Origin of the sequence: Actinoplanes subglobosus (genome assembly GCF_042650585.1) — a bacterium.
Lineage (GTDB): Bacteria > Actinomycetota > Actinomycetes > Mycobacteriales > Micromonosporaceae > Actinoplanes > Actinoplanes subglobosus.
Window position 1 is genome coordinate 1 of sequence record NZ_JBHSBL010000037.1, and the last position, 15,715, is coordinate 15,715.

General features: G+C 71.7%; 14 protein-coding genes. 6 read left to right on the forward strand and 8 right to left on the reverse strand.

Annotation, left to right across the window (positions count from 1 at the left end; genetic code table 11):
• Positions 1-957, reverse strand: a 957-nt coding sequence (locus tag ACFO0C_RS46595; protein ID WP_449192084.1) for a non-reducing end alpha-L-arabinofuranosidase family hydrolase, incomplete at its 3' end; no start/stop codon positions are given.
• A 200-nt stretch (positions 958-1,157) separates the two neighbouring features.
• Positions 1,158-2,561: a sigma-70 family RNA polymerase sigma factor gene (locus ACFO0C_RS46600; RefSeq protein ID WP_378073321.1), complete on the reverse strand. Its 1,404-nt coding sequence runs from the start codon at positions 2,559-2,561 to the stop codon at positions 1,158-1,160.
• 182 nt (positions 2,562-2,743) lie between these two features.
• Between ACFO0C_RS46600 and ACFO0C_RS46605 the strand changes: the two genes are divergently transcribed.
• Positions 2,744-3,163: a hypothetical protein gene (locus ACFO0C_RS46605; protein ID WP_378073322.1), complete on the forward strand. Its 420-nt coding sequence runs from the start codon at positions 2,744-2,746 to the stop codon at positions 3,161-3,163.
• 103 nt (positions 3,164-3,266) lie between these two features.
• On the opposite strand, the gene ACFO0C_RS46610 is transcribed toward ACFO0C_RS46605, so the two are convergent.
• On the reverse strand, positions 3,267-3,686 hold the full coding sequence (locus ACFO0C_RS46610) for a hypothetical protein (protein WP_378073323.1): 420 nt from the start codon (positions 3,684-3,686) through the stop codon (positions 3,267-3,269).
• 132 nt (positions 3,687-3,818) lie between these two features.
• On the opposite strand from ACFO0C_RS46610, the gene ACFO0C_RS46615 reads away from it, so the two are divergent.
• Together ACFO0C_RS46615 and ACFO0C_RS46620 are read left to right on the forward strand one after the other, a co-directional pair.
• Positions 3,819-4,547, forward strand: coding sequence for a hypothetical protein (locus ACFO0C_RS46615; protein ID WP_378073324.1), 729 nt, complete (start codon positions 3,819-3,821; stop codon positions 4,545-4,547).
• Between the two features lie 57 nt (positions 4,548-4,604).
• Complete coding sequence (locus ACFO0C_RS46620) at positions 4,605-5,459, forward strand: Clp protease N-terminal domain-containing protein (protein WP_378073325.1); 855 nt, start codon at positions 4,605-4,607, stop codon at positions 5,457-5,459.
• Here ACFO0C_RS46620 and ACFO0C_RS46625 read toward each other — a convergent pair.
• Both ACFO0C_RS46625 and ACFO0C_RS46630 read right to left on the reverse strand, forming a co-directional pair.
• Entirely contained in the window at positions 5,407-6,075 is a 669-nt protein-coding gene (locus ACFO0C_RS46625) for a maleylpyruvate isomerase family mycothiol-dependent enzyme (protein ID WP_378073326.1), read from the reverse strand. The genes ACFO0C_RS46620 and ACFO0C_RS46625 overlap by 53 nt on opposite strands.
• 5 nt (positions 6,076-6,080) lie before the next feature.
• Positions 6,081-6,305, reverse strand: coding sequence for a DNA-binding protein (locus ACFO0C_RS46630; RefSeq protein WP_378073327.1), 225 nt, complete (start codon positions 6,303-6,305; stop codon positions 6,081-6,083).
• A 79-nt stretch (positions 6,306-6,384) separates the two neighbouring features.
• Here ACFO0C_RS46630 and ACFO0C_RS46635 point away from each other — a divergent pair, with 79 nt between their 5' ends.
• Both ACFO0C_RS46635 and ACFO0C_RS46640 read left to right on the forward strand, forming a co-directional pair.
• Entirely contained in the window at positions 6,385-6,948 is a 564-nt protein-coding gene (locus tag ACFO0C_RS46635) for a TetR/AcrR family transcriptional regulator (RefSeq protein WP_378073328.1), read from the forward strand.
• Complete coding sequence (locus tag ACFO0C_RS46640; protein ID WP_378073329.1) at positions 6,945-8,063, forward strand: glycosyltransferase; 1,119 nt, start codon at positions 6,945-6,947, stop codon at positions 8,061-8,063. Before ACFO0C_RS46635 ends, ACFO0C_RS46640 begins: the two co-directional genes overlap by 4 nt.
• Before the next feature lie 19 nt (positions 8,064-8,082).
• Here the strand turns inward: ACFO0C_RS46640 and ACFO0C_RS46645 are convergent, their stop codons facing one another.
• The gene (locus tag ACFO0C_RS46645) at positions 8,083-9,309 is read right to left on the reverse strand and encodes an MFS transporter (RefSeq protein ID WP_378073330.1); all 1,227 of its coding nucleotides are present in this window, start codon (positions 9,307-9,309) and stop codon (positions 8,083-8,085) included.
• A 46-nt stretch (positions 9,310-9,355) separates the two neighbouring features.
• Here ACFO0C_RS46645 and ACFO0C_RS46650 point away from each other — a divergent pair, with 46 nt between their 5' ends.
• The gene (locus tag ACFO0C_RS46650; RefSeq protein WP_378073331.1) at positions 9,356-10,534 is read left to right on the forward strand and encodes an ROK family transcriptional regulator; all 1,179 of its coding nucleotides are present in this window, start codon (positions 9,356-9,358) and stop codon (positions 10,532-10,534) included.
• Here ACFO0C_RS46650 and ACFO0C_RS46655 read toward each other — a convergent pair.
• Positions 10,506-14,486, reverse strand: a complete 3,981-nt coding sequence (locus ACFO0C_RS46655) for a PAS domain S-box protein (protein ID WP_378073332.1) — start codon at positions 14,484-14,486, stop codon at positions 10,506-10,508. The two genes, ACFO0C_RS46650 and ACFO0C_RS46655, sit on opposite strands and share 29 nt — an antisense overlap.
• Positions 14,487-14,534: 48 nt before the next feature.
• A complete protein-coding gene (locus ACFO0C_RS46660) occupies positions 14,535-15,713 on the reverse strand; it encodes a cytochrome P450 (RefSeq protein WP_378073333.1) in 1,179 nt (392 codons plus the stop codon).
• Positions 15,714-15,715: the final 2 nt, after the last annotated feature.

Consider the following 15,715-nt stretch of genomic DNA (forward strand, 5'->3'; position numbering starts at 1 on the left):
GCCGGAGCCGGAGATGCTCCCGGAGAACAGCGTCTGCGGTGCCGACCAGCCGTTCACATTCGCCGGATCGGTCGACGTGCGGTAGGAGAACGCCGGCCCGCCCCACTGGTAGGCCAGTACCCAGATGTTCTTGGGCGCGAAGTAGAACAGCGACGGCGCGACCGCTGAGAACGGCATCGCGTTCTGGCCCGCCGACGCCATGTCCGACCAGTTGGTGAACAGGCCGAAGTTCATCGAACCCCAGGACGTTCCGGTGTCATGGGTGGTCGCATAGACCAGCTGCCGCCCGTTGTACGGGGCGTGAGTGAAGTCCTTCAGCGACACCCAGCCCGAACGAGGGTTCGCCAGCGAGCCGGTCGACGTCCATCGGTAGGCCGACGGCAGTGACGTGCAGGCGCTCGAACCCAGCCGTACCAGCTGCCACTGCTGGTTGGCGCCGTTCCAGTCGGTGTACTGCACGATGTTGGCTCCGTCGGCGGTCGACGCGCCCTGCACCTCCAGGGCCTTGCCGCTGTTGCGGTTGATCAGCTGGATGTAGCCGTCGATGTCCTGAACGCTGAACTGCTGACTGGTGGCGTTGCTGTCGGCCCACTGCACGATCGCGCCGCCGTCGGCCGTCGACCGGTTGGAGACGTCGAGGACCTTCCCGGAGTGCTTCGACTTCAGCCGGTAGTAGCCGCCGCCGGAGTCGACGAACTGCCACTGCTGCTGCGCCTGATCGTTGCGCGTCCACTGGGTGATCCGGGCGCCGTCGGCGGTGGACAGGTTGTAGACGTCGAGGGCTTTGCCGCTACCGCGGTTGACCAGCACATACGACGCGCTGGTGTCGATCGTCGCGGCCGACGCGGCGGTCGCCGTGATCGCGACGGCTCCGCCGCCGGCGAGCAGAACCAGCGCGGCGAGGGCATGGCGCCAGACCGGACGCTTTTTCGGGGGTACGGGCGTGAGGTCACCCATGGACATGAGGTTCTCCCGGGGATGAACGATGAAGGGAACGGATGAATGGGGGCGATCGGCGAAATGGGAGCGCTAACATTTCGTGGCTGCGATGTTGCCAGAGGATTTCGGGCGCTTCAAGGCGACCATCTGGTGGGCACGCGCATAACGAATAACGCGTTCGAGAAAACGGTTATACGGGAGCGGGTCGCCGAGTCGCGTCAATCGGCCAGCGGTGGCCGTACCAGAAAAGAATCGTCCGCGCCGAAGGCAGCGGCGCCCTTGGACTGATCGACCCACAGCTCGTCACCGCGGTGGCGGAGGAACCAGCCGGGATAGTTCGACGCCTCCAGCGTCACCGAACCGGCGGTCCGGCCGGTCCCGGGGCAGAACGTGGCGTCGCCGCGGAAGAGATTGGTCCCGATGTTCTCGTCCAGGCGGACCCGCCACGACGAATGCCGCAGATAACGGCCGTCCCCCACCCGGAAGGAGAAACAATTCGCGTCGTTCAGCCCGGCGACCACCTCGAATGTCGCCTGCCGCCGCGCCGTCACGGTGTTCGACGGGCCGACCCGGGTGAGCACGCCCAGGCCGCCGGACGCCGTGACGAAACTGCCGGTCGCGTTCGCCGACTCCAGCGAGAACGACCCCGGCCGCAGCGTCTCGGCCACCGGCGCGCTCACCGGCGGCGGGTCGTCCTCCGCGGTGGCCAGCACGGCCGTCAGGCCCGCCACCAGGGCAGCCACGGTCGCCGCCACCATCACCGGATGTGCCGCGACCAGCTGACCGGGCCCTCGTGGCCGGTCCGGCGCGAGCGCCACCGCCGGGCCGTCGGCCGGGTTGCGGGCCAGGACCGCGGCGACCAGCGCGGCCGGGGCCGGGAGCATCACCAGGTTCGGCAGGAGCCGGTCGGTCTCCACCAGGTCGACCGCCGCCATCGAGCAGACCGGGCAGCCGCGCACGTGCCGGGCCAGCCGCTTGCGCCACAGTGGTCCCGGCACCTCACCGCCGGCCGGCAGCCCCGGGCAGCGCGGCCGGGCGTCCAGGGCGGCCACGATCGTACGAGCCAGGTCGAGTTGCGTACGCATCCGCTGGACCCGCACGCCCGCGTGCAGGATGGTGACCCCGAGCGCGGCCGCCAGCTCCGCGCGGGTCAGCTCGCCCGCCACCTCCAGCCACCACAGGGACAGCAGCGCCCGGTCCTCCGGGTTCAGCCACAACCCGGCCCGCCGCACCTGACGCCGCTGCGCCGACAGATCCACCCGCAGTGCCGTCACACCCTCGAACGGCGCGCCGTCGTCCGGCAGGTCCACGGCCTCGTCGAGTGGCAACGTATGCGCCGCGGCCCGGTTCACCCGATGCTGATGGGTGCTGACGTGCCGTAACGCGATGGCGGCCAGCCACGGCCGGAAACTCTCCGGCGACCGCAGCGACGGCAGCTGCCGCAGCGCCCGCACCATCACGTCCTGGGTCACGTCGTCGGCGTCCGGATGCCCGCCGAGCACCTGCCGGACGATCGCATAGACCATCGGCAGATGCGCCGCGACGAGCTCGTCCCGCGCGGCCCGGTCACCGGACTGAGCCGCCCGCACCAGTCCGGCGCCGTCCACTCGGGTAGCTCGCATGTTCGGGTAGCTCTCACACTCGGGAAGACCGTCGATGAAGACTTACCGAGGTTGGGCGGCGTACGCAAGGTTTCCGTTTCATTTCCCGCCATCTTCCGCGGCCGCCGATTCCACCACCGGAAAAGTGTTATGTGCGGGACCTGGAAAAGGTCGCCGGTTCCGGGCGTACCTACCATGGCGGCATGGGGTACGACCTGCATGTCACCCGGGCGATCTGGGACTACGAGAGCCCGCGCTTCCCGATCCTCGACGACGAGGTGGTGGCCGCGGTGCGGGCCGCGGCCGATCTGGTCGTGCCGGAGGACGCGCCGCGACGGCCCGGGTTCTGTTACGTGTTCTGGGCCGGGTCGGCGAGCGAGGAATACCTGCTGTTCCAGGACGGGCGGCTGTCCACCAAGAACCCGGAGGACGCGTTCGTGCGGCGGATGACCGAGCTGGCCGGGGAACTCGACGCCTGGGTGATCGGGCAGGACGCGGAGCTGTACGACTGGGACGGCACGAGTGTCGTCCGGCGGTGGCGCGGCCGGGAGGCCTATGCGCGCCGGAAACGCCTGGGCATCCGTCCGGGCGGCCCGTCCCGTTCTTCCACGACGAGGACCTGATCGAGGTCACCGACGCCGACGAGCCGACCGTGCACCGGATGACGGAACTCGCCGTCGTGCTGGCGGCCCGGGTGTCCGATCCGGACGAATAGGTGTTCCTCGCCTACGCCGTCGGCAGTTTCGCGTAGGCGTACCAGCCTCCGTCGTAGAAGAAGAACAGCCGGTCGCTTCTGGCGTCGAGGCTCGGCCCGCTCGAATTGACGTCCTTTCCCGCCAGGCGGCGGAAGTTCAGGTGCACGACGGATCTCCGTTTCTCCGGATCCTCGATCGGTGACGACAGGCGCCAGAATCCGGATCCGTCGATCGCCGCTCCGTCCGCAACGGGGGTGTCGAACATCCGGGCGGGCAGATCGGTGGCGGTGAACGTGCCGTCGCCGGCGAACACGAACGTGCGCCCCGGATCGCCCTGCCAGGTGCCCACCACGTTCTCGTACCGCAGATCGACGGGTTCGCCGTCGTCATTCACGCCACACCCGGAGACGGCGATCATCAGGGCGACGGTCACCGCGACGTTGATCTTCACGCACTCACTCAAGCAGCGAGTCGTGGAGATCCGGTGTGGCGATCGCGGAGAACCCGTCGCGGACATCGGCAGGTTTCGTGGTGGCCAGAGGCAAGGTCGAGTGTGACGATGAGGCGTTGCGGGGGAGGCCGGATGGGTATCGATTTCAGTTACGACTTCCTGGTGCGGCCGGAGGACGCCGGGCGTTTCCTGGCCGCCGTGTCGACGATCTGTGATCCGGAGGAGACCAGGTCGACCACCGTGATCCTTCCGGAGGGCGGGGAGGTCCGGGTTCCCGGGACGTACAGGTTCGCCGGCGATCAGACCGTCGAGCTGGCGAAACTGCTGGCCACTGGGGATCTCGACCTGTCCCTGCTGTTCCCCGAGGACGGTCCGCTTCTCGAGTACCGGGCCGACTCGTACACGCCGGAGAAGGCCGGCCCGGTCATGGTCGGATATGTCTACCTCCGCTTCTACGACGGCTCGTGGCTCCTGCCCGGCCACCTGAACCTCAGCTTCACGCCGGCCACCTCGGAACAGAGCCGGCTCTTCCTGCGGTCGCCGTCGATCCGGGAGACCTTCGCGAACCTGGCTGTGACCACCGGGACGCCGCTGTGCCTGTTCGACGTCGAGGCCGGCGACCGGATCATCGTGAGCGCCGGAGAACACCGCGTCTCCACCCGGGTGCCGGGGCCGCTGCTGCTGTGGCACGGCGGCGCCCCCGGCGACGAGGCGGCCGCCGAACTCCGGGCACTGCTCGACGGGCACCCCGCCGACCCGCCGCTGTGGATCATCGAGCCGGACCGGACTTTCGTCGACGACCTCGCCGAACTGTCCCGGGTCGAGCCGCGCCACTGGCTCGCGGTACGACCTGAGTCATAGACGGAATCGGTCTGTGGGCCGACGCGGAGTATGGCGGTCGATTTCTAGTCTCTGGTCATGACTGACAAGGTTTCCGCGGTGATGACCGTGGCGAAGGCTCTCGGCGGCGAGCGGATAGGCACCGAACACCTGCTCGCCGGGACGCTGAGAGCCGGGGCCGGGGTGCGGTCGGTGCTCGACGCCTACGACATCACGCCGACCGTGCTGCACGCCGTGCTCCGGTACCGGGCGGAGCGGGGGGCGGCACCCGACGACGGTCCGGCCGCCGTCGACCGGGCGCGGCTCACCCACGGTGAGCCCAGCGCCGAACAGCTGCTGGCGGTGCTGCTCGACGACCCACGGTCGCAGGCGGGGGAGCTGCTGCGGGAGTGCGGGGCCGACGTCGGCGCGGTGCGGGAGGCGCTGCGGTCCGGGCGGGCGCCGGTGCGGGTGGAGCGGGTGCCGGCCGATCTGCGCGCGGTCCGTGACCGGATGATCGGGCGGGCCCGTTACCGCGGACGGGGCCTGCGGGATTACCTGCTGACGGCGGTCGTGCGGGTGCGCATCAACTACGCCGAGACGCCGGTCCTGTGGGCGTCACTCGAGGCGGATCTGATCGCCAAGGCGCGCGGTGGCCCGAAACGGACCGACGACGTGCTGCGGGCGATGCTGATGACATACGAGGTGGCGTGCGCTTACCCCCACCTGATCGGCCCGGCGAACGAACGTTACGAGGGGGTTCGTGCACTGGTCGAGGTCGGGGTGGACTGGCGGCACGTCGCCCGGTGGGAGGGCGACGACGACCAGGTGCCGGTGAAGGAGCTGCTCAAACCGGGGTCGGACTGGCCGGAGGACACCAGCGCTCTGCTCGGTGTGCTGGTCAGCCACCCGGGGAACCGGGCGGGGCGGCTCCTGGCGGAGAACCTGGTGTGAGACGCGCGGTGCCGGGGCCGCTCAGCTCACCCGGACGGGTGGGGCGGCCGGACACCGCCAGCAGGAGGGCGAGGGCGCTGCCCCGGACGGCCGGGGAATTGCCGCCCACGTCGAGCGGCGCGTCGGAGGCGATGAGCCGCAGCCCCGCCGCGCGCTCCCGGCCACCGCCCATCTTGACCGAGGTGCGCAGCTGGAACTCCAGCGCCTGCACGGTCTCGGCGACCGGATAGTCACCGGTGTGCCCGATCGCCCGCCGGATGTCCTCACCGTGGACGAACGCCTCGACCAGCCGGGTCGCGATCGGCGCCGGTGGCGTGCTCGTGTGCGTCACGACCGCGCGCAGGGCGGCCAGGGTGGAGGCCGGCTCGGCCCGGCGCTCCCGCGCGACTCCCCGCGCATTCTGCCGGTCGAAGTCGAAACCGGCGGCGATCATGTCACGGACGAAGCCGAGCCGGGTCGTCCGCGCGCTGTCGACCAGGTGGGCCACGACGTCGTGCACATCCCAGCCGGCGCACGCCGTGGGGGTGCTCCACAGGTCGACGGTCATGGACTCCAGGTCGCGGACCAGGGCGGCGCGCTCACGGTGGACCGCCAGCCACACTCTGCCGTTGCTCACGGCGGTCACGTTACCCGCCGGGGCCTGCGGCGGGGCTCCAGCACACCCGGGTTGGCCGCCACCCACGCCTCGACCTCGGCGCCGAGCCACACCTTGCCCTGGGCGAGGTCGGCGATCGGATCGGGGAAGTCGGGGCGGGACGCGATCTGATAGGCGCGCTGGCGGGTGATGTCGCCGAGCAGGACGCCGATCTCTCGGGCGCCCACGAGGTACAGCGGTGGCCGGGCCATGCGGGAGACTATAGTCCAAGGACTAGATGGCTTCGGGCAAGGGGGTCCACTGTGGCATTCGGTGTTAACGTCCATTTACATGAAAGTGCCGCGCGCCTACACCCAGATCGCCCGCGCCGAGTCGGTGGCCGCCACCCGCCGGCGCATCGTCGAGGCCACGGCGGCGGCCCTCGGCAGGTCCCCCGAGCCGACGCTGGCCGAGGTCGCGGGCCGTGCCGAGGTCAGTGTGCAGACGGTGCTGCGCCACTTCGGCAGCCGGGACGCACTGATCGTGGAGACCGCCGGGTTGCTCGCCGCCGAGCGGGCGGCGGCGCCCGGCGATCCGGTGCCCGCCGTCCGGGCCCTCTACTGGCAGTATGAGCGGCGCGGCGACGCCAACATCCAGCTCCTCGCCCGGGAGGGCGGCGACCCGGCGGTCAAGCGCCTGATGGACCGGGGCCGTGCCCTGCATCGCGACTGGGTCGCGGAGGTTTTCGCCCCGCCGCTGCGGTCGCGTCCCGCGGCCGGGCGTGACGTGCTGGTCGACCTGCTGGTCGTCGCCACCGACGTCTACACGTGGAAACTGCTGCGCCGCGACCGCCGGCTCAGCCGCCGGGCGGCCGAGGCCCGGGTCGTGCGGCTCGTCGAGGGGATCCTGCGATGAGCGAGGTCCTGGTCGTCACGTGGGACGGTGGCGGCGCGGTCCCGCCGGCTCTCGGCATCGCCGGGGAGCTGCAAGACCGAGGCCATGTGGTGCGCGTACTCGGTCACGAATCACTGCGGGCCCGGGTCGAGTCGGCGGGGTTCGTCATGCACACGTATCGGCGGGCCCGCACCTGGCGGCCGTCCGCGCGGCAGAGCACCCGGCGAGCGGAGCTGGCGTTCCTCGCCACCTGTCTCGACCGGGGTGTCGGGCGGGACGTCGCGGCGGTGCTGCGGGCGCACCCGTGCGATCTCGTGGTCGTGGACTGCATGCTGTTCGGCGCGTTCGCGGCGGTCCGGCGGGCCGGGGTGCGGCATGTCTCGCTGGTGCACACGCTCTACGCGTACATGCGGCGGGAGTTCGGGTCCGGCGTGCTGGACGCGGCCGCCGCGGTGAAGGGGCTACGGCCGGGGCGGCTCTGGGACGGGGCCGATCGTGCCCTGGTGACGACCTTGCCGTCGCTGGAGGCGGCCTCGCCGCTGCCGTCCAACACCCGTGTCGTCGGCCCGGTCATCCCGCCCACAGCCGCTGCCGTGTCGGCTGGCTCGTCTGGGAAAGTCCTGGTCAGCCTCAGTTCGCTCTACTATCCCGGTCAGGTCGCCGTGCTGCAGTCCGTGGTGGACGCGGTGGCCGGCCTGCCGGTTCCGGTCGTCGTCACCACCGGTGACGCGGTGCGTCCGGCGGAGATCCGGGCGCCGCGGGGTGTGGAGGTGCTCGGTTACGTGCCGCACGCCGCCGTGATGCCCGGATCGTCGATGGTGGTCGGGCACGGCGGGCACAGCACGGCGATGCAGGCGCTCGCGCACGATCTGCCGATGGTGATCCTGCCGATGTTCGACCGCAGTGACCATCCGATGGTCGGTTCGGTCCTCCAGCGGGCGGGCGCCGCCGAGGTGGTGTCGCGCGACGCCGGTCCCGCCGCGATCCGGGCCGCCGTCGACCGGATGCTCGCCCCGGGCCCGCATCGGGCCGCCGCCGCGCGCCTCGGGGCCGAGATCCGTGCCGCGCCCGGCGCCGTCACCGCCGCCGATGAGATCGAGGCGCTGCTGCCCCCGCCCTCGTCCCGCCGGTCGTGAGCGCGCTGCCTGGTGATCGTCAGGTCTTTGCGGGCCGGCGACGGTCGGCCGTGAAGCCGAGGGCCGCGAGTGCCAGGCCCGCCACGCCGAGCCCGACACCGACCCAGGCCGGGGCGCGGTATCCGAGACCGGCCGCGATCACCACTCCGCCGAGGGCCGCACCGAGGCTGTTGGCGATGTTCATGGCCGACTGGTTGACGGCCGCGCCCATCAGCTGGGCGCCCGGCGCGACAGCGATCAGCCGCGACTGGAGCGCCGGCCCGAGGAACAGACTGGTCGCACCGATCAGGAAGGCCCCGGCGAAGAGCCCGGCGCCGGTGTCGGCGGTCAGCCCGAAGAGCACCGCCGTGACGATCATCGCGGCGAACCCGAGAAGTGTGGCGCGCGGCAGGTTCCGGTCGGCATACCACCCTCCGGCCGCGTTGCCGACGGTCATCCCGAGGCCCATCGCGACCAGCACCCACGGCACGGTTCCGGCGGACAACCCGGCGACCTCGGTGGTGACCGGCGCGATGTAGCTGTTGATCGCGAAGAACCCGGCGAAGCCGACGGCGGCGGTCACGGCGGTCAACCACACCAGCGGCCGGCGCAGCGACCGCAGTTCGGCGGCGGGCGAGCCGCCGGTGGCCGGTGCGTCGGGCACGGTCGCGGCGACGGCCAGGAGAGCGAGGGCGAAGACACCGGCGATCACGAGGTACGCCGTACGCCATCCGGCCGTCTGCCCGAGATGGGTGATCGCCGGCACCCCGACCACGTTGGACAGGGTCAGGCCGCTGAGCACGGCGGCGAACCCGCGCCCTTCGCTGCCCGGCCCCATCAGTGAGGCGGCCAGCAGGCCGGCGGCCCCGAAGTACGCACCGTGCGGCAGCCCGGCCAGGAACCGTGCGGCGATGACCAGCTCGAAGCTCGGTGCGACCGCCGAGGCCACGGTGCCCACCACGAACATCACGAGCAGCCCGAGAACCAGCCGCCGCCGGGGGATGCGGGCGGTGAGGGCCGCGATCGTGGGTGCGCCGACCACGACCCCGAGGGCGTACGCGGTGACCATCCACCCCGCATGAGCGACCGCGTCGGGTGGCGACGACGCGTACTCGGCACCGAGGACGTCCTGAGCGATGTCGGGCAGGAGCCCGGCCGGCACGAACTCGGTGAGACCGATCGCGACGGCGCCGAATGCCAGGGCGAGCAGGGCCGGCCACCGGCGGCGGGTGCCGACTTCCGCAACGCTGTTGCTTTTCTGGAGCATGCCGCGGACTTTAGCAACGCTGTTGCGTTAGCAGTAGTGTGAGCCCGTGCACCTCGCCTTCCTCCGCGACTACCACGAGGCCCAGGTCCTCGCCCTGGCCCGGACCAGGCCGACCATCGAGCGCGGCACGGTCGCCGAGGTCACCGGGCTCACCCCGCAAGCCGTCTCCAAGGTGCTGGCGCGGTTGCTCGACGAGGGCGTCATCGCGGCCGCGGGGGTGCGGCGGGCGGCGCTCGGGAAACCGGCCGCCGTCTACCGGCTCGTGCCGGAGAGCCGCTGGGCCGTCGGAGCGCACGTCACCCGGCGCAATCTGCGGCTGGTCCTCACCGATCTGGCCGGAGACATCCATGCCCGCGCGACCACGCCGCTACCGCCCGACTTCACTCCCGGCCAGCTGCTGACCCGCCTCACGGCCGGCGTGACCGCACTGATCGGCGAGCGCGGGCTGTCCGTACCGGATCGCTCCCCGACGGGCGCCCCCGGGGCGTCCGCGGCCGGCGCCGATCGCGCCGGTGGTGCCGGGGGAGTCCGGCTGCTGGCCGGGGTGGGGATCGGCATGATCGGGCCGCTCGATCAGGCGACCGGGACCGTGCGGGACGCGCATCGCCTGCGGCACTGGCACGACATCGCGCTCGCCGACCTCGCCGGTCAGGCACTCGGCCTCCCCGTGGTCGTGGACAAGGACGTCACCGCCGCGGTGACCGCCGAGGCGTGGCGGCGGGGAGCGGAGTTCCGGGACGCCGCGCTGATCATGGTGGAGAGCGGCGTCGGGGCCGGACTCTGGCTCGGCGGAGCGGCCCATCGCGGGGCGCACACCAACGCCGGTGAGTTCGGGCACGCGGTCGTTCAGCTCGACGGCCCGCCGTGCGTGTGCGGCCGGCGCGGCTGTCTCGAAGCGGTTCACGACGCGGCCGCCGACCCGGCTGAGGCGGCCAGGGTGCTCGGCGTCGGCGTGGTCAACCTGTTGCAGACCCTCGATCTCGGCCATGTCGTGCTGGCCGGGGCCGACCTGCTGCGTCACGGCGAGCTCTACCGGACCGCCGTCGAGGAGGCCGTCCGGACCCAGGTGCCGCGCGCCGACTGGCTGACGGTGGAGGTGACCCTGACCAGCCTCGGCACGGACGTCATAGCGGCCGGCGCGGCGATGCAGGTGCTCAATTCGCGGTACGGCCTGCCCGATCCCGCCGTTCTCCGTTTCAGGGGGCAGCCTCCAGGTCGAGGATGAAGCGGGAACCGCCGGACGGGTTCGGCTCGTGGTGGACGTCGCCGTTGTTGGCTCGGGCCAGGCCCCGCACGATGTACAGGCCGAGCCCCGTCCCCTTCACACTGGTGGCGTCACGATCGGCGCGGGTCAGGCGGTCGAACAACCGGTCGCGGAACTGCTCGGGTACGCCGGGGCCGTTGTCCTCGACGGTGACGTGCACCCACCCGTCGCGGGTGGTGATCCGGACGGCGGTGGCGCCCCCGCCGTACTTGGCCGCGTTCGACAACAGGTTGACCAGGATCTGCTGCAGATGTCCGGGCGCGAACAGCACCTGGGCGTCCGCCCCGTGCACCGGCAGGTTCTCCACGTCGACCGACGACAGCACACTGTCGATCTGCGCCCGGATGGACAGTTCCCGGCGATCGGCCCGGATGCTTCCGGCGTCGATGGTGACCATCGCGAGCACTTCGCGGACGATGTCGTCGAGCCGGGCCGCCTGTCGCCCGATCGCGTCGATGGCCCGCCCCCGCCGGGAGTCGTCGAGCCGGGCCCAGTCGTCGGCGAGGATCTCGGCGTGGCCCTGGATGGTGGTGAGCGGGTTCCCGATCTCGTGCCCGAGCATCCCGATGATGTCGAGTTTGAGCTGGTTGGCCGCTTCGAGTTCGGTGTTGCGTTCGGCGAGGGCGGCCGCCGCGTTGTCCCGGGCCCGTTCCGCGGTCCGCCGCCCACTGATGTCGGTGACCACGCCGATCAGGTGTTTGGGGCGGCCGGTGTCGTCGCGGACCAGGGACACGGTCGCCTCGACGTCGACCCGGTGGCCGTCGGCGTGCCGCAGCCGTCCCTCCCGGGTGTACGAGTCGGCGTCGCCCGCGAACAGTCCGGCGAGCAGGTGCCGGTTCTCGGCGATCTCGGCGGGGTCGAGCAGGTCCGCCTCGGGCCGCCCGGTGAGTTCCTCCACGGTGTACCCGAGCATCCCGGCGTAGGCGCGGTTGACGGCGGTGAGGGTGCCGTCGAGGGCGCGGATGAGCTGCCCGGCCGCCGAGTTGTCGAACTGGGCGCGCAGCCGTTGCTCACTGTCGGCCAGGGCGAGTTCGGCGGCGCGGGCCGCGGTCACATCGGTGTTGATCTCCAGGACCTGGACCGGCTCGTGATGGCCGTCGGCGCCGGGTTCGGGCTGGTGCAGGACCTGCCGGCTCATGACGGTGAGCAGCCGCCCGTCGGCGGTGACGTGCTGCAGCCGCCCTTCCCACCGTCCGTCGTGTTCGAGGCGTTCGCGCTGTTCGGCGGCGGTGCCGTGGCCGGGGAACGCGGTCGCCAGGAGACGGTCGGCGGTCTTGCCGGTGGCGGCGGTGAGCGGCCACCCGTACAGCTCGGTGGCCCGTGCGTTCCACCAGCGGATCGTCCCGTCGAGGTCCCGGACGATGACGGCGGCCGGGATGAGTTCCAGCAGGCGGGCCTGGCGGCGCAGTTCGGCGTCGGCGGCGCGCCGGGTGGTGATGTCCTCGACCTGGTTGACCACGTAGCGGGCCTCGCCCTGGTCGTCGCGGACGACGGCGACCCGGATGGCGACCCAGATGACGTGGCCCTGCCGGTGCCGGTAGCGGCGTTCGATGCCGAGTGTCTCGATCTCGCCTTCGCGCAGGCGGCGGGCGAGCTCGTCGGTGCTGGCCACGTCGTCGGGGTGCTGCAGGTCGGCGTAGGTCATCCGGGACAGTTCGTCGGCCGAGTAGCCGGTGATCGCCGACATGGCCGGGTTGGCGTGCAGGTACCGGCCGAGGTCGCCGGGCTGGAGGCTGGACAGGGTGAGCCCGACGGGGCTGTTGTCGAAGGTGAGGCGGAACCGGTTCTCGCTGACGGCCAGTTCGGCGAGCGCGCGGGAGGTGTGTGCGGCCTCGTCGGCGTGCCGCAGCGCGGAGGTGAGACTGTCGGCGAGCAGCAGCAACTGCTGTTCGTCGCTGTCGTCGAAGGCGTCGGCACGGTTCGCGGCGATCTTCAGGATGCCGATCGGGGTGCCTTCGGCGTGCAGTGGCGCCACCATCATCGACCCGATGCCGAGGCGCCGGCACGCGTCCTGGTTGACCCGGCTATCGGTGCCGGTGTCCCGGCAGTGCGCCGGGACGTCGCTGGTCAGGGCCGTGCCACTGAGCGATCCGGTGACCGGGATCAGCGCTCCGGAGAACTTCGCGAGGCTGCCGGCGGCTGCCACGTACGACAGATGGTCGTCTTCGAGAAGTTCGACGGCAGCGCCGTCGGCCTCCGGGAACAGGTCGACCGCACGCCGGGCGACGATGTGCATGGCCTCGTGCCGGTCGGCGGCCGCCGCTGTCACCTCCCGCTGCACCTGGAGGGTGTCCTTGAGCCGGCGGACCTGGGCGTCGGTCATCGCGGCGCGGGCGGCGGTGTCCTCCGCGTGCCGCAGGGCGCCGGTGAGCGCGTCGGCGAGCAGGGTGAGCAGCTGTTCGTCGCCGTCGTCGAACGCGCAGGGGCGGCTGCTGGCGACCAGCAGCACCCCGAAGACGTCGCCGGCGGGCGTGTGCAACGGTGCCACGACCAGTGAGCGCATGCCGATCGTCCGGTACAGGGTGTGGCTGGCCCGCGGGTCGATGCTGGTGTCGTCGGAGCGAACGGTGGCACCGGTGGCGGCGGCCACCCCGACGAGGGTTCCGGTGAGGGCGACGGCGGGCACGTCCCGGTCGGCCAGGTCGCCGGTGCCGGCGACCATCCGCATGGTCAGGCCGTCGGGGTCGATGAGATGGACCGACGCGGCTGCGCCGGTCGAGATCACTTCGAGGGTACGATCGGCGATGAGCCTGAGTACCGCGTCGCGATCGGCGGCCACCGCGGTGATCTCCCGTTGCACCCGGATCGTGGTGCGCAGCCGGTCGGTCTCGCGGGCGGCGGACTGCTCGGCCACGACGGCGTCGGTGACGTCCCGCCCGGTCGCCATGATCACCTGCTGGCCCGCGACGACCCGTCCGGACCATTGCACCCATCGGTATCCGCCGTCGGCGGCCCGGCACCGGAAGGTCCCCTCCCACGGCGTGGTGCCGGTGCCGGTGTCGTCCGGGTGGCGCAGCGCGTCCAGCCGGGTGCCGGTCAGGTCGGCCTCGCTCCAGCCGAGCATCCGCTGCCAGGCCGGATTGACGCGCAGCACCGTCCCGTCGAGGGTGGTGAGCGCCAGCAGGTCCGGGCTCGCCGTGATCATCACGTCGAAGAGGTCCTGGCTGTGCCGTCCCGCGGTCACGTCGACGATCTGGGCCAGGAACCGCACCGGCACCCCGGACTCGGCGGTCAGCACGGTGACCGTGACCAGGCAGTGGAGCACCTGCCCGTCCTTGCGCAGCAGCCGCCGGGTCTCCTGCCGCCCGGCCCCGGCGGCCAGGTCGTCGCGGTCGTCGGGGTGGGTGACGGCGGCGAGGGTGAGCCCGGCCAGTTCGTCGCCGGTGTATCCGAGCAGCGCCGACACGGCCGGGTTGACCCGTGTCCAGTGGCCGTCCTCGTCCAGGACCGCCATGCCGATCGGGGACGCCTCGACGAGTGACCGGAACCAGGCCTCGCTGTCGGCGAGCGCCTGCCGGCTGCTGCTGTCGACGACCTCGGCGATCAGGAACGGCGCCCCGGCCAGGTCGTGGGCCAGGAAGTTACGGCTGGAGATCCACACCCGGGAGCCGTCGCGGCGCACGAGCACCCGCTCGACGACGGCCTCCTGGAAACGGCCCGCGATCATGCCCTCGAACACGTCACTGACCGCGTCCCGGTCCTCGGGGGCGACCACGATCTGCGACGACTGCCCGATCAGCTCGTGCCGGTCGTAGCCGAGCAGGTCACCGAAGGCCTGGTTGGCGGCCACGAACCGGCCTACCTCGCCCTCGGCGAGCGTGAGCACCACCTTCGGCACCGGACTGGCGGTGAACGCACCCACCAGCAGCTCCAGGGGCTGACCGTCGACGCGTTCGAGGATCCCGACATGCACGAGTACACGATCGGCCGGTCCGGGCCGAAAGTGAGCACACCGAAATGGTCACCAGCGCACGGGGACCTCCTCGAGCCCACCGACCAGCAGACCCTGGCGGCGGCGCAGCTCCTCGACACCGACCGCGAGATCCAGCGTGGGCAGGCGCTCCAGCAGGACGCCGAGCACGGTCCGCAGCTCGACGCGGGCCAGTGACTGGCCGAGGCAGGAGTGCGGGCCGGCGCCGAAGGTCAGATGCGGGTTGGGGGAGCGGGCCAGGTCCATGTCCTCCGGGTCGGTGAAGATCCGTTCGTCACGGTTGGCCGAGGGCATCGCGGACAGCACGGTGGTGCCGGCCTCGACGACGGTGCCGGCGATCTCGACGCGTTCGGTGACCAGGCGGTGCGTACCGAATCCGAGGTTGGCGTCGAATCGCAGGACCTCCTCGACGGCGGTCGGGACCAGGGTGGGGTCGGCGACGAGGCGTTCCCAGCGCTCGCGCCGGGCCAGCAGCATGGCGACCATCTTTCCGATCATGTTGGCGGTGGTCTCGTGGCCGGCGACGAGCAGCGCCTGGCCGGTGAAGACCAGCTCCGGCTCGGAGAGCCGGCCGTCCTCGGCGTCGACGACCGTGACCAGCTCGGACAGCAGGTCGTCGCCCGGGTTGTCGCGCTTGGCCTCGACGTGGGCCTGCATGTACGCCCACAGCTCCCGCCCGGACCGCTGGGTCTCCTCAGCGGTGAACCGGGTGATGTTGAGGAACCGGTCGGACCAGTGGGCGAACCGCTCCCGGTCGGCGGCCGGCACCCCGAGCAGGTCGCAGATCACGTAGACCGGCAGCGGGAACCCGAGCGCCGTGCGCAGATCGGCCGGCGCCCCCTGCTCGACCATGTCGTCGACGAGCGCGTGGGCGATCCGGGTGATGCCGGGTTGCAGGGCGGTCATCCGCCGGGCGGTGAACGACCGGGTGAGCAGCCGCCGCCAGCGCTGATGCTGGGCCTCGTCGTTGAGGAACGCCGGCCCGGTGCCCATGGCGTTGCTCCCGGCCGGGGTGTTCCGGACGAACCGGCGGTCACTGATCATCATGCGGACGTCGTCGTATCGGGTGAGCAGCAGCGCGTCGGTGCCGGCGGCGGTCCGCACATGGGCCACCGGACATGTCGCGCGGAGCTCCTGCCACTCCGCCGGCGGGTCCACCGCCGTCGGGGGTGTGAACGGGTAATCGAGCACGTTCTCCTGATCCGGCATGC

Coding starts and splice junctions, on each gene's coding strand:
- ACFO0C_RS46600 (WP_378073321.1), bottom strand. CDS start 2,561: ATGCGAGCTACCCGAGTGGACGGCGCCGGACTGGTGCGGGCGGCTCAG.
- ACFO0C_RS46605 (WP_378073322.1), top strand. CDS start 2,744: ATGGGGTACGACCTGCATGTCACCCGGGCGATCTGGGACTACGAGAGC.
- ACFO0C_RS46615 (WP_378073324.1), top strand. CDS start 3,819: ATGGGTATCGATTTCAGTTACGACTTCCTGGTGCGGCCGGAGGACGCC.
- ACFO0C_RS46620 (WP_378073325.1), top strand. CDS start 4,605: ATGACTGACAAGGTTTCCGCGGTGATGACCGTGGCGAAGGCTCTCGGC.
- ACFO0C_RS46630 (WP_378073327.1), bottom strand. CDS start 6,305: ATGGCCCGGCCACCGCTGTACCTCGTGGGCGCCCGAGAGATCGGCGTC.
- ACFO0C_RS46635 (WP_378073328.1), top strand. CDS start 6,385: ATGAAAGTGCCGCGCGCCTACACCCAGATCGCCCGCGCCGAGTCGGTG.
- ACFO0C_RS46640 (WP_378073329.1), top strand. CDS start 6,945: ATGAGCGAGGTCCTGGTCGTCACGTGGGACGGTGGCGGCGCGGTCCCG.
- ACFO0C_RS46645 (WP_378073330.1), bottom strand. CDS start 9,309: ATGCTCCAGAAAAGCAACAGCGTTGCGGAAGTCGGCACCCGCCGCCGG.
- ACFO0C_RS46660 (WP_378073333.1), bottom strand. CDS start 15,713: ATGCCGGATCAGGAGAACGTGCTCGATTACCCGTTCACACCCCCGACG.